The sequence below is a fragment of the Pseudomonas sp. P867 genome (assembly GCF_019891455.1).
Classification (GTDB): domain Bacteria; phylum Pseudomonadota; class Gammaproteobacteria; order Pseudomonadales; family Pseudomonadaceae; genus Aquipseudomonas; species Aquipseudomonas synxantha_A.
Genome location: NZ_JAFLXB010000016.1, coordinates 19,017 through 31,517 on the forward strand (window position 1 = coordinate 19,017; position 12,501 = coordinate 31,517).

The 12,501-nt window shown below is 59.8% G+C and carries 11 protein-coding genes; 3 read left to right on the plus strand and 8 right to left on the minus strand.

Translation table 11 applies throughout. The features are described 5' to 3' along the window. Positions 1 to 502 precede the first annotated feature (502 nt). On the plus strand, positions 503 to 1,429 hold the full coding sequence (locus J1G33_RS23915; protein ID WP_032875855.1) for a carbon-nitrogen hydrolase family protein: 927 nt from the start codon (positions 503 to 505) through the stop codon (positions 1,427 to 1,429). Positions 1,430 to 1,499: 70 nt separating this feature from the next. Here J1G33_RS23915 and J1G33_RS23920 read toward each other — a convergent pair whose 3' ends face one another. Together J1G33_RS23920 and J1G33_RS23925 are read right to left on the minus strand one after the other, a co-directional pair. Further along, the gene (locus tag J1G33_RS23920) at positions 1,500 to 1,961 is read right to left on the minus strand and encodes an LEA type 2 family protein (RefSeq protein ID WP_005788636.1); all 462 of its coding nucleotides are present in this window, start codon (positions 1,959 to 1,961) and stop codon (positions 1,500 to 1,502) included. Between the two features lie 12 nt (positions 1,962 to 1,973). After that, positions 1,974 to 3,404, minus strand: coding sequence for a nucleobase:cation symporter-2 family protein (locus J1G33_RS23925; protein WP_223018905.1), 1,431 nt, complete (start codon positions 3,402 to 3,404; stop codon positions 1,974 to 1,976). Positions 3,405 to 3,637: 233 nt separating this feature from the next. On the opposite strand from J1G33_RS23925, the gene J1G33_RS23930 reads away from it, so the two are divergent. Beyond that, a complete protein-coding gene (locus J1G33_RS23930) occupies positions 3,638 to 5,263 on the plus strand; it encodes a methyl-accepting chemotaxis protein (protein ID WP_103734313.1) in 1,626 nt (541 codons plus the stop codon). 15 nt (positions 5,264 to 5,278) lie between these two features. On the opposite strand, the gene J1G33_RS23935 is transcribed toward J1G33_RS23930, so the two are convergent. The 6 genes from J1G33_RS23935 to J1G33_RS23960 form a co-directional block, all read right to left on the minus strand. After that, on the minus strand, positions 5,279 to 5,650 hold the full coding sequence (locus J1G33_RS23935; protein ID WP_078821490.1) for a hypothetical protein: 372 nt from the start codon (positions 5,648 to 5,650) through the stop codon (positions 5,279 to 5,281). 119 nt (positions 5,651 to 5,769) lie between these two features. Then, on the minus strand, positions 5,770 to 6,750 hold the full coding sequence (locus tag J1G33_RS23940; protein ID WP_223018906.1) for an NAD(P)-dependent oxidoreductase: 981 nt from the start codon (positions 6,748 to 6,750) through the stop codon (positions 5,770 to 5,772). Then, complete coding sequence (locus J1G33_RS23945; RefSeq protein WP_032875841.1) at positions 6,747 to 8,039, minus strand: MFS transporter; 1,293 nt, start codon at positions 8,037 to 8,039, stop codon at positions 6,747 to 6,749. Before J1G33_RS23945 ends, J1G33_RS23940 begins: the two co-directional genes overlap by 4 nt. A 45-nt stretch (positions 8,040 to 8,084) precedes the next feature. Continuing rightward, positions 8,085 to 9,026, minus strand: coding sequence for a sugar kinase (locus J1G33_RS23950; RefSeq protein ID WP_148853724.1), 942 nt, complete (start codon positions 9,024 to 9,026; stop codon positions 8,085 to 8,087). After that, positions 9,019 to 9,801: a TIM barrel protein gene (locus tag J1G33_RS23955; protein WP_032875835.1), complete on the minus strand. Its 783-nt coding sequence runs from the start codon at positions 9,799 to 9,801 to the stop codon at positions 9,019 to 9,021. Before J1G33_RS23955 ends, J1G33_RS23950 begins: the two co-directional genes overlap by 8 nt. Positions 9,802 to 9,887: 86 nt before the next feature. Then, the gene (locus J1G33_RS23960) at positions 9,888 to 10,949 is read right to left on the minus strand and encodes a LacI family DNA-binding transcriptional regulator (RefSeq protein ID WP_347709547.1); all 1,062 of its coding nucleotides are present in this window, start codon (positions 10,947 to 10,949) and stop codon (positions 9,888 to 9,890) included. A gap of 261 nt (positions 10,950 to 11,210) precedes the next feature. Between J1G33_RS23960 and J1G33_RS23965 the strand changes: the two genes are divergently transcribed. Continuing rightward, on the plus strand, positions 11,211 to 12,455 hold the full coding sequence (locus tag J1G33_RS23965) for a hypothetical protein (protein WP_223018907.1): 1,245 nt from the start codon (positions 11,211 to 11,213) through the stop codon (positions 12,453 to 12,455). Positions 12,456 to 12,501: the final 46 nt, after the last annotated feature.

Genomic DNA, 12,501 nt, shown 5'->3' on the forward strand with positions numbered 1-12,501 from the left:
CGCGCAAGACATAAGCCCCTAGGGCGAGGAAATTTCAAAATTGATAATTTTAGGGCGAGGCTGTTCTAAATTTCTGCGAATTAAGCGTGGGTACGTGCGAGTTTCGCAAGGAAAGTCTCGAATTACCGCAGTCGCGAGATAATAACTGTAAAAATTTCCACTGGCAATTCACGAAGCTCGAACAGCAATGCGGAGCTTTGAAATCCAAGGCGCGCTGGGTAAGTCGAGGAGCGCTGTTCTCACAAAGTCGATTTGCTGCCGGCAGTTGTAGCTCGCTACCCACGACTAAAAGTCCATCCTTTGTGACACATTCGATGAAAGTTACGCTAACTCCGTCTTGGCACGACAAAAAGTCTATGTTTTCTGTCTTTGTGGGGTTCTAGAAGCTAAAAAAATGAGCAAATAGTCTAAGAATTCTGTCCGTGCGGGAGCACTGAGGTGGGCTTTATTCATGATCGAGTCTGGCGGGAGAATGGGCAACCCTTATTACCGGAGTGAGCACATGCCCGTATCGATCGTCGCAGCCCTGCAAATCGGCTCCTTGCCTGGCGGCAAAGCGCAAACCCTGGCGCAGATCCTGGCCTATGAAGATGAAATACAGCGCAGTGGCGCGCAGTTGGTGGTGATGCCTGAGGCGTTGCTGGGGGGATATCCCAAGGGCGAAAGCTTCGGCACGCAATTGGGCTATCGCCTGCCCGAAGGCCGTGAAGCCTTTGCGCGGTACTTTGCCAATGCCATCGACGTGCCGGGCGTGGAGACCAAGGCGCTGGCCGGGTTATCGGCGCGTACCGGTGCGAGCCTGGTGCTCGGCGTGATCGAGCGCAGTGGCAGCACGCTGTATTGCACGGTGCTGTATTTCGAACCGTCGAGCGGTTTGGTCGCCAAGCACCGCAAACTCATGCCGACCGGCACTGAGCGGCTGATCTGGGGCAAGGGCGACGGCTCAACCTTGCCGGTGATTGACGCGGCTGTCGGGCGTATCGGCGGGGCGGTGTGCTGGGAAAACATGATGCCGCTGTTGCGCACGGCGATGTATGCCAAGGGCGTGCAGGTGTGGTGTGCGCCCACAGTGGACGAGCGCGAGATGTGGCAGGTGAGCATGCGCCATATTGCCCATGAAGGCCGTTGCTTTGTGGTCAGCGCCTGCCAGGTGCAGGCATCACCGCAGGTCTTGGGTGTGGAGGTTGCCAACTGGCCGGCGGAGCGCCCGTTGATTGCCGGCGGTAGCGTGATCGTCGGGCCCATGGGCGATATTTTGGCGGGGCCGTTGCTGGGGGAGGCGGGTTTGTTGACGGCGCAGATCAATACAGATGATCTGGTGCGGGCACGCTACGACTACGACGTAGTGGGGCATTACGCTCGGCCGGATATTTTTGAATTGGTGGTGGACGAGCGCGCCAAGTCAGGCGTGCGCTACATCACTGATTGAACCGGGTCAACCCAAGGCTTTTGTAGGCGCGAGCTTGCATTTCGCAGATTTGGATCAGATCACTCGCGCATCACCAGGTGGCGGTATTGGGCAAATCCAGAGTGCCACGCTCTACAAAGCGCATGGTGCCGAACAATCCGCCCGCCAGTTTGCCGCGCAGCACATAGGGCAGGTTATTCAGGCTTTGGGTCTGGCTCAGGCCCAGGGTCTGGCGCAACACCGAGAACGCCGAAACACTCACGGGGACCATCAGCACCGTCTCGGAAAAACGTGGGATGCTGCCGGCCTGGTCACTTACCCCGGACGCCAACGGCCGGCCATTGACTTCCAGATCCAGCGCCACGCCGTTGTAGTCGATTGCCGTTTCATTGGGGTTCTGCACCCGCAGCTTCACGGCAAAGCGCACTTCCAGATCCTGGCTTTGCAGGGGCTCGATGCCCACCACGTTGATATTCACCGGGTCGCGATTGGGGAACAGCGCGCAGGCGCTCAAGCTCAGCAACAACAACGAAAGAACCATGAGCTTGCGCATATAAAAGTGCTCCTACTGTTTCGTGACGTCCGGGTCCTGCATGACCTTGAGGGTAGAGGACTCCGGATCGAATTCATCTTCTTCCAGCTCTATGAACTCTTCGGGCAGGAAAATGTTCAGCAGGATTGCACAGAACGCGCCCACAGTGATCGGCGATTCGAAGATGTTGTGCAGCGCCTTGGGCAAATCGCGCAGCACTTCCGGCACTGCGGCGACGCCCAGGCCCATCCCCAGGGAAATCGCCACGATCAGCACATTGCGCCGGTGCAGGCCGGCTTCGGCGAGGATCTTGATCCCGGCCACGGCTACGGTGCCGAACATGATCAGGGTCGCGCCGCCAAGTACTGGTTTGGGCATCAGTTGCAGCACCGCGCCGATCATCGGGAACAACCCCAGCAGCACCAGCAGCCCGGCGATAAAGTACGCCACGTAGCGGCTGGCCACGCCGGTCAGCTGGATCACCCCGTTGTTCTGGGCGAAGGTCACCATCGGCAGGCTGTTGAAGGTGGCGGCCATCGCCGAGTTGAGGCCGTCGGCCAGCAGGCCGGACTTGATGCGCTTGATATACAGCGGGCCCTTGACCGGTTGCTGGGAGATCATCGAATTGGCTGTCAGGTCTCCAGCCGCTTCCAGAGGCGAAATCAGGAAGATCACCGCCACCGGGATAAATGCCACCCAGTCAAACGAGAAGCCGTACTTGAACGGCACCGGCACGCTGATCAACGGCACCTGGGGCAGGGCGGCCATGTCGACGCGGCCCAGCCACCACGCCACCACAAAGCCCAACGTCAGGCCGATCACGATCGAACCCAGGCGCAGGAACGGGTTGTTGAAACGGTTGAGCACCACGATGGTCAGCAGCACCAGCGCCGCCAGGCCCATATTGCTGGCGGCGCCCAGGTCGCCAGCGCCATAGCCGCCGGCCATGTCGGTGACCGCCACCTTGATCAGTGACAGGCCCATCAAGGTAATGATGGTGCCAGTCACAACCGTGGTGATCAGCTTGCGCAGTTTGCCGATGAACTGGCTCAGCACTACTTCGATAAACGCGGCGAAAAAGCAGATGCCAAAGATCGTCGACAGGATTTCATCGGTGCCGCCGCCCCGGGCCTTAACCATAAAGCCCGCACTGAGAATCACGCTGATAAACGAAAAGCTGGTGCCTTGCAGGCACAACAGGCCCGAACCCACTGGCCCGAACGTGCGTGCCTGCACAAAGGTGCCGAGCCCCGAGACGAACAACGCCATGCTCACCAGGTAGGGCACTTCGCTTTCGAGGCCCAACACGCCGCCGACAATCAGGGTCGGGGTGATGATGCCGACGAAGCTGGCCAAGACGTGCTGCAGGGCGGCAAATATCGCGGCGGTGAAGTGCGGGCGGTCTTCCAGGCCGTAGATCAGGTCGGATTTATAGCGCGGGCGAGGGGCTTGAGCGTCAGACAAAATGATGGCTCGGGTCGGAAAATGGAGGCGAAGAATGCCAGAAACCGTCAGTCGTCAGAAGTGTAAAAAAATATTAATAAAGACCCTGCGCAAAAAAACTGTCCCGGCCGATAGTGAATATAGGCCCACATTACAACGACAACAGTGGTGACCAAGGTCTGGCCGGCGCGTTGACGCTGACAGATCGTTTCGCGACAGGGACGTTCGCAAACACTACTTCTGAGAGCAGCCCTATGTCCCTTCGTCACCTGAATATTGCGCCTCGAGCGTTTCTCGGTTTCGCCTTCATTGCAGTGTTAGTGGTCATCCTGGGGGTGTTTGCGGTCAACCGCATGACGCAGATCCGGCAGTCTTCCGTGGACATGAGCGCAACCCAGCTGCCCAGCGTGACGTCCCTGGGCAACATCACTGAAAACGTACTGCGCATGCGCATCCTGTCGTTCCGGGTGTTGGTCAACCGCGAACCGGCTGCCCTGCAGGAAGCCGAAACCCGCATCGGCGTGCTGACCGATAAGGTCAAGGCCGCCCAGGCCCATTACGCCCAGCTATCGATGGGCGAGCAAGAGGCGGTGATGTACAAGACCTTCAGCGTGACGCTGGATAATTACTTGAAGGCCCAGGCCGACATGCTGGTGTTGTCCAAGCAAGGCAAGGTCGATGAAATGCGCGCGCTGATCAACAGCCGCATCAAGGACGGCACCGACCAGATGGGCGAGCAGTTGAACAAGCTGATCGCCCTCAATGCCGCCGATGCTAAAACCGCCGACGCGGCGGCTGGGCAAAGTTATGAGGGCGCAATCACCGGTGTGGTGGCAGTGTCGGTGGTGGCCGCATTGCTCACGGTGCTGTTGGCTTGGCTGCTGACCCGCAGCATCGTTACGCCATTGCGCAAAGCCGTGGAAGTTGCCGAGACCATCGCCGCCGGCAACCTCAGCAAAACCTTCGCGGACGATGGCAAGGATGAACCTGCGCGCTTGCTCAGTGCCTTGTCGAGCATGCAGGCCAACCTGCGCCAGACCATCCAGCATATCGCCGGCTCGGCCACGCAGCTGGCTTCGGCGGCAGAAGAGCTGAGTGCGGTGACCGAGGAAGCCTCTCGTGGCCTGCAGCAACAGAACAATGAAATCGATCAAGCCGCCACGGCGGTCAACGAGATGACCGCAGCGGTAGAGGAAGTGGCGCGTAATGCTGTCTCCACCTCCGAGGCCTCCGGGCAGTCCAACCACGTGGCGCGCGAAGGCCGCGACCGGGTGATGGATACTGTCGGCGCGATCCAGACCATGACCCAGGATGTGCAAAACACCGCCGTGATGATCGAAGGCCTGGCGACTCAAGGACGGGATATCGGCAAGGTCCTCGACGTGATCCGTGCGATTGCCGAGCAGACCAACCTGTTGGCGCTTAACGCCGCGATTGAAGCCGCCCGTGCCGGCGAAGCCGGGCGCGGCTTTGCGGTGGTTGCCGACGAAGTGCGGGCCCTGGCCCATCGCACCGCGCAATCGACCCAGGAAATCGAGAAGATGGTCGCTGGCATCCAAAATGGCACCGGTGAAGCGGTGCAGTCCATGCAGCAAAGCAACCAACGCAGCCAGGCCACCCTGGAAATGGCCCGTGCTGCCGGCGTGGCCCTGGAGCAGATCACCCAGTCCATCAGCCTGATCAACGAACGCAACCTGGTGATTGCCAGCGCCTCGGAAGAACAGGCCCAGGTCTCCCGCGAAGTAGACCGCAACCTCGTCAACATCCGCGACCTGGCTACCCAGTCAGCGGCGGGCGCCAACCAGACCAGCGCGGCCAGCCATGAGCTGTCGAGGTTGGCGGTGGATTTGAATGGGATGGTGGCCAGGTTCGTTATCTAACCGCTCAGCGTGTTCTCATGTGGTTGTCTTCAAGGCCAGGCGCAGGAATGCGCCTTTGGAGTTAGGGCTTACTTGGCCGGAGGTGTTGGTGATGGTGTAATAGATCAGGTGAACACCGTCTGGAAAGGTACGTAGCACATCGCCAGTGATCGGGACAATTGCTGCGGTGGTTGTGCTGGTAATAACGTAAGGAACGATGGGTTCTTCGTCAGGCCCCCCGATCCGCATTCCTATCTTGCTTCCTACGACTTGCGTGGGATAAACGGGAACTGTCACCAGTAGTGTGTCGCCGTTGGCTTGCAGGTAGGCGGGGGTAACGCCATTGGCGACCTCCGCCGGTAACTCAGGTTTGACGGGAACCGGACCTGTGCTGTTTTCAGGCGTCATGACATTACTCTCCTTGAGTTAGTGCCCCTGCCTCAGTTGGGGCGCAAAGTCATTCCAGCGCTTTTCTGAGCACAGGGATACTGTCAAGGTTCACAGCTAGGCACCGCAGTTTTGGCGTGTTAAGAACGCTTCCACACATGTGGATTGACCAGATTCTGTGGCCGCTCGCCTGATAACGCCTGCAGCAGATTATCCACCGCACACTTGGCCATCGCCTCGCGCGTCTCATGAGTCGCCGAGCCGATATGCGGCGTCGCTACCACGTTGTTCAAGCGCAGCAACGGCGAGTCGTGGCTGAGCGGTTCCTTCTCGAACACATCCAACCCAGCCGCCCGGATGGTGCGTTGCTGCAACGCTTCGACCAGCGCAGCCTCGTCCACCACCTTGCCGCGGGAGATATTGATAAAGATCGTCTCCGGCCCCATCAGTGCGAACTCTTCGGCGCCGATCAGCTTCTCGGTTTCGGCGGTCAACGGCAGGGTCAGGCAGACAAAATCCGCCTCTTTGAGCAAGTCCTGGAGGCTTCGGTACTGCGCGCCAAAGCGCGCCTCCACCGCAGGCTTTGGCGAATGGCTGTGGTAGATCACCGGCATGCCGAAGCCAAAATGCCCACGCTGGGCCAAGGCTTCGCCGATGCGGCCCATGCCGATGATACCCAACGTCTTGCCATGCACATCGCTGCCAAAATGCGCCGGGCCGATGTTCTTGTTCCACTGGCCGGCACGCACCATGTCGGCCAACTCGACCACACGCCGGGCGGTCGCCAGGATCAGCGCAAAGCCGGTGTCGGCGGTGGTTTCGGTGAGCACATCCGGGGTGTTGCTGAGCAGAATGCCGCGTTGGGTCAGGTAGTCGATGTCGTAGTTGTCGACCCCGACCGAGACGCTGGCCACGGCTTCCAGCTTGGATGCCAGGTCGAGCAACCGGGCATCCAGGCGCAGGCTTGCACCCAACAGACCATGGGCGCTGGGCAGCGCATCGCGCAGTTTGGCCAGGCCGGCCTCATCCAGTGCATCGATCAGCGTGACCTCGGCCTGCTCATGCAGGCGGGCCATCAGCGGCGCGGACAGTTTCTTGTACAACACAACGGACTTTTTCATGAGGTTTTTACCTTCAACTCCAGGGTTGGCACCGGCGAGCGGTCACTCGCGCCGGGCTTGAGGAAAATCGTCAGCACCACCGACAGCAGCAACGCGCCGCTCATCAACAGGTACGAAGCGCCAGGCGAGCCGGTGCTGCTGTTGAGGTAACCCACCAGGTACGAGCCACCGAACGAGCCCAGCGCGCCCATGCTGTTGATCAGCGCCATGGCGCCACCGGCGACGTTGGCTGGGAGGATTTCCGGGACAATGGCAAAGAACGGGCCGTAGGGTGCATACATGCATGCACCGGCGATCACCAGCAGGGTGTAGGACCACCAGAAATGTTCGGCACCCAACACGTAGGACGCGTAGAAGGCGATGGACGCAATCAGCAATGGTGGCCACACAAAGCGCTTACGCTTTTGCAGTTTGTCCGAGCCCCAGGACACCACCAGCATCCCGATCACCGCCGCCAGGTACGGCAGCGCCGAGAGCCAGCCGGCTTCGACCATGTCCATCTGCAAGCCGGCCTTGAGGATCGACGGCAGCCACAGCACAAAGCCATACACGCCGATGCTCCAGCAGAAGAATTGCAGGGCGAGGATGATCACCTTGGGCGAACGGAACGCCTCGGCGTAATTCTTCACCGCCTTGATACCCACCTGTTCGGCGGCGAGGGCGGTTTCCAGGTCTTTTTTGTGCTGTTCACTCAGCCACTTGGCGTCGGCGGGTTTTTCATCCGCCAGCTTCCACCAGATGAACGCCCACAGTACGGCCGGCAGGCCCTCGATGATAAACATCCAGCGCCAGCTGAAGTGCTGCACCAGGTAGCCCGAGACCACCGACATCCACAGCATGGTCACCGGGTTGCCGAGGATCAGGAAGGTATTGGCCCGCGAGCGTTCGGCACGGGTGAACCAATGGCACAGGTACACCAGCATGGCTGGCATCACCGCGGCTTCGACCACCCCGAGCATGAAGCGGATGGCGATCAGCATATAGGCGTTGGACACCACGCCGGTCAGAGTCGCCAGGCCGCCCCAGAGGATCAGGCTGACGAAGATCAGTTTTTTGACGCTGCGCTTTTGCGCATAGATTGCTCCCGGTACCTGGAAGAAAAAGTAGCCGAGGAAAAACAGCGCACCGAGCAGCGAAGACATGCCGGGCGTGATCATCAGGTCTTCGGCCATCCCGGAGGCGGCGGCAAAGCCGTAGTTGGCTCGGTCCAGGTAGGCCAGGCTGTAGGTGATAAACACGATAGGCATGATGTACCACCAACGACGGGTGGCGAGTTTCACGGTTTCCATGGGGTTGCTCCTGAGCTTGTTGTAGTTGTGGCAACAGGTAATGGGTTACGCAACGGATCGAGTGGGTAATTCGGCGCGGGTCGGCAAACCCTCCATATCGCCACGGCTCTGCACGGCGCGGCTGCCGATCCAGTTAGCGCGCTGGACGGCCTCGGGGAAGCTTGAGTTTTCCAGCAGGGCACTGATCATGCCCACGGCAAAACCATCGCCGGCGCCGACGGTGTCCACGACTTTTTCCACCTTGACTGCGGCGATAAAGCCCTGGTCCATGTGGGTGCGGTAATAGGCGCCTTCGGGGCCGAGTTTGATCGCCACGGCTTCGGCGCCCTGGTCGAGGTAGAACGCAGCGATATCCGCAGGATCCTCGAAACCGGTGAGCAGGCGGCCTTCACCCAGGCCCGGCAAAATCCAGTCGGCAAGAGCGGCCAAGGCGTTGATTTCGCGGATCATCTGCGCCTGGCTGGCCCAGAGCGAGGGACGCAGGTTCGGGTCGAATGACACGCTGCGCCCGGCGTTACGCATCTGCGTCATCAGTTCGAAGGAGAGTTCACGGGTGGCATCGGACAATGCCGGTGGAATCCCGGTAGCGTGCAGATGGCGGGCTTGCAACAACGCAGGGCTGATATCGGCGATGGACAAATGGCTGGCCGCCGAGCCTTTGCGAAAGTACTCGACCTGGGGATCAGCGCCGGCCTCTTCGCGCGACTTGAGCTGAAACCCGGTGGGATGCAACGGGTCGACGGCCACATGGCGGCAATCAATGCCTTCCTTGCCAAGCGTGTCGACCACAAAGCGCCCGAGGGAGTCCTCACCTACTCGGCTCAGCCATGCCACGTTGAACCCCAGGCGCGACAAGCCAATCGCGACATTGCTGTCGGCGCCGGCAATGCGTTTGTGAAACTGCGCGACCTGGCCCAGATCGCCGGTCTGCTCGGCGACAAACATCGCCATGGTTTCACCAAACGACAGGATATCGATCTCAGACATGCGCATTCTCCACGCGGGGTTGGCCAAGGCAGGCGAGGGTGGCGACCTGTTGCGCAGTGACCTCGACCAGGTCATCGCCCTGCAACGGAAATTCCACCGCCCGCGTAATACCTTGAGTCATGTGTTTGAGCAGTTGTTCCCACAGATGCAGGTCGGTGGCGCCCGGCGGCAAGGCCACGAGCTTGCCGTCGGCGCGACGGGCCACGGCCTTGCAGTGCAGGTAATCCACATGCCGGCCCAGCAGGCGTGCAGCGGTCAGCGCGGACTGGTCTTGCCACTGCCAGTTACCGATATCGAAGGTCATTTTCACCGGAAGGCCCAAGCGTTCGACTTCGGTGAAAAACCGTTGCATCGGTTCAATGCGTCCACCGTGCAGGGTCTGGTCGTTTTCCACCAGCAGCTTGACCGGGTGGCGATTGAGCAGGGCGTGCAGGCTTTCCAGATCGTTGGTATCGGTGAAGTAACCGAGCGAGACCTTCAGCCATCCCGAGCCAAAGGCCTGGGCACGGTCCAGGGTGGCGGCCAGCTCGGCATTGGGCTGGGCACGGCCGGCGACCCACAGCTCCAAGGGCGAAGAAAATACTGATTCCAGGCCTTGTTCTGCAGCGGCCAGGGCCAGCTCGGCCGGTTGCTCGGTGGTGAGCAGTTCTTCACGCCATTCAATGCGCTGGGCACCGGCGGCGCTGAGCAGCGCGACAAAACTCAATTGACCCTGCTGGCGAACCAGGTCGGCGCCGTAGCTGGAAAGGCTGATGGAGACGGGGTATTTATGCATTGTTGTTTACCTCTGAAACCGGTTTCATTTTCATGCGCAGAACAAAAAATGTGGGAGCGGGCTTGCCCGCGAAAGCGGTGTGTCAGTCAGCTTGGAAGTGGCTGACCTATCGCTTTCGCGGGCAAGCCCGCTCCCACAGGGGATTGGGTAGAGCCGCGGATAATCAGCTCCGGTAAAAAATCCAGGGTGCGCGTGGGGGCGGTATCGCCGCGCAGGCGCTTGAGCAAACAGTCAAAAGCGCTGGCGCCAATCGCTTGCGTCGGTTGGGCGAGGGCGGTAATCCCATTACCCACCAGCGGGTACCAGTCCAGGTCATCCAGGGCGATCAAGCCCACCTCGCCGAACAGGTCGCAGCCCAGGGCCTTGAGTACACGGGTGCAGGCCAGTGCTGCCACGCCGTTGGCGCAGAACAGTGCCTTGGGGCCGGATTTGGCGAGAAAGGCTTGCAGACGCTTTTCCAGTTCGCCATCCAGTTCAACCACGGCACCTGTCAAAGCCGGGCGTTTGGCAATCTCGGTGTTGAAACTCTCCAAACGCTCCAAACGTGAACTGGTGCCATCGGTGGCCTCGCTCACCAGCAGCACGTCGCGATAACCCTGTTGCTCAAGATGCTCTACCGCAATACGCACCGCCGCCGGGTTGTCCAGGCCCACCAAGTCACTGTGCAACGGCTCGACCTTGCGGTCCACTAACACCAGGGGCATTTCCCGTTGCAGTTCCAGCAATTGGTCGAGGTGATGGCCCAGGGTGTTCACGATCAGCCCTTCGATGTTGTACGAGCGCAGCGCCGCCAAGTGCTGGCGCTCCTGCTCGTCATCGCGGTCGGTGTTGCACACCACCAGGCTGTAGCCGTGCTGGCGGCAGGCGGTTTCGACGCCGTGCATCACCGCGATGGAGTAGGGGTTGCGGATATCAGCCACCAGCATGCCGATCAGGCGCGTGCGCCCACGCTTGAGGCCACGGGCCATCTGGTTGGGGCGGTAGCCGAGTTCTGCGATGGCGTGTTCGATACGCAGGGCGATGGCATCGGAGAGCAGGGCGCGGTCATCGCCGATAAAGCGCGACACGCTGGCCTTGGACACGCACGCTCGCTCGGCGACGTCGAGCATGGTCACGCGGCTGCGCTGGGCGGCGGAAAATGGAGTCACGGCAAAGCCTTTCTTATTGGAATGAGTAACGGGATGAAACCGGTTTCAGAAAACACTAGCCCATCGTCTTCGTCAAGAGAATCTTGGTCGTGTGAAGCCACTGGTCAGCGGGGAGATCCGACGAGCGGTGGTCCTACCTGTGAGTTTTGACAGTATCGGCTGGGCCAGAGGAGGTGTTCAATGGCGCCAACAGAACCTCTGGTATTGGCACGCTGAGAGCAGGGGGCGGTTTAGAAAATGCTTGAATGACGGGAGGTTTAAATGACTACTTCCACTACTGGCCAGAGTGCCAATGGGCCTACGGGCTCAGGAGGCATCCTTGTGCTTGAGGCGCCAACAGTCGTCGACGTATTACCAGATGGATTATTACCCGCTCGATTCAATTTCACTGATCTACGCATCTTGCTTGAGACACCTTGGGCGGTTTTGCCCGGCCCCGGAAGGTTTCAGTACGTGATTTTCGAATGGCATGTCCGAGGTGCCAGGTCCGTTGATACCCCGCACTTTGAGCTGCGTGGCCCACTGACGGATGCCGACTTCCCTCTGCCCATGACGATTCCTCAGGCGTTCCTGCTGAGCAGTGCCATCGTTGACCTGCGCTACCGGATTCATAACACCCGGCCAGATAGCCCGAGTGTCGATACCTCGTCGCCCGTGACGATTAGAATCGACCGCGACGCTCCAGGCGTCGGCTCGTTACTGGCGCCTGCCATTTTCCCGATCGATCCGATCACCCAGCCCTATCTGGATGCAAATCCCATGGTGCGCATGGAGATCCCCGAGGGCTATCTCGGACGTGAAGTCGGGGACAAGGTGCTGATGTACTTTTCGGATATGAATATGCTGCCAACCGGCCTACCCACTTGGGTTTCGCCACCGCTGACCAGTGATAGCGGCCGCATTTTTGTGGACGTGCCCAATGACGTGTTCCGCGCCTACCCTGGCGCGCTATGGCTTTTCTGTTTTTATCGTTTGGAGGATCGCGCCGGTAATGTGAACCCGACCTTTTCATTGTTGGCGCGGGTCGGGTTGGCAACCGATCTTCCACCCATCCAGTTCACTCGGCCTGAATTTCCTCAGGCTTTGCTTCACCCAAACCGGTATTTGACCTGCAGCACCCAACCGCCAATCTGGTACGGAGTCGAGGTGGCAATCCCGGCAGACCCGAACATCCAGCACGGGGATTTGATCACGCTGAGGTTTCAGGGGTATGGCCAGTATCCGGACGTCGACCCAGATCCAAATGTTGTGGAAACCCTTGAGCATTACTGGGATGCAGTGGCGGATGCATCCGGCTACAACTTCTGGATTCGTGATGTCGAGCGTGTGATCCGGCCATTGAAAATGAATGCCGGTGGAGAGGCTCATTACCTTGTGACCAGGAATCGAACGCCCATTGGTCGTTCAGCTTCCAGGTATGTGCAGTTCGACCGCGTGGTGCCTACATCGCCACTACCGCCCAACCCGGTTTACTGCTGGGAAGGCGGCAATGGTCCCGAGCCCTGAGCCAGGGTGCGGGTTTAGTAGAACATTTTGAACTGAATGTAGTTGG

Coding starts and splice junctions, on each gene's coding strand:
- J1G33_RS23915 (WP_032875855.1), top strand. CDS start 503: ATGCCCGTATCGATCGTCGCAGCCCTGCAAATCGGCTCCTTGCCTGGC.
- J1G33_RS23920 (WP_005788636.1), bottom strand. CDS start 1,961: ATGCGCAAGCTCATGGTTCTTTCGTTGTTGTTGCTGAGCTTGAGCGCC.
- J1G33_RS23930 (WP_103734313.1), top strand. CDS start 3,638: ATGTCCCTTCGTCACCTGAATATTGCGCCTCGAGCGTTTCTCGGTTTC.
- J1G33_RS23935 (WP_078821490.1), bottom strand. CDS start 5,650: ATGACGCCTGAAAACAGCACAGGTCCGGTTCCCGTCAAACCTGAGTTA.
- J1G33_RS23940 (WP_223018906.1), bottom strand. CDS start 6,750: ATGAAAAAGTCCGTTGTGTTGTACAAGAAACTGTCCGCGCCGCTGATG.
- J1G33_RS23945 (WP_032875841.1), bottom strand. CDS start 8,039: ATGGAAACCGTGAAACTCGCCACCCGTCGTTGGTGGTACATCATGCCT.
- J1G33_RS23950 (WP_148853724.1), bottom strand. CDS start 9,026: ATGTCTGAGATCGATATCCTGTCGTTTGGTGAAACCATGGCGATGTTT.
- J1G33_RS23955 (WP_032875835.1), bottom strand. CDS start 9,801: ATGCATAAATACCCCGTCTCCATCAGCCTTTCCAGCTACGGCGCCGAC.
- J1G33_RS23965 (WP_223018907.1), top strand. CDS start 11,211: ATGACTACTTCCACTACTGGCCAGAGTGCCAATGGGCCTACGGGCTCA.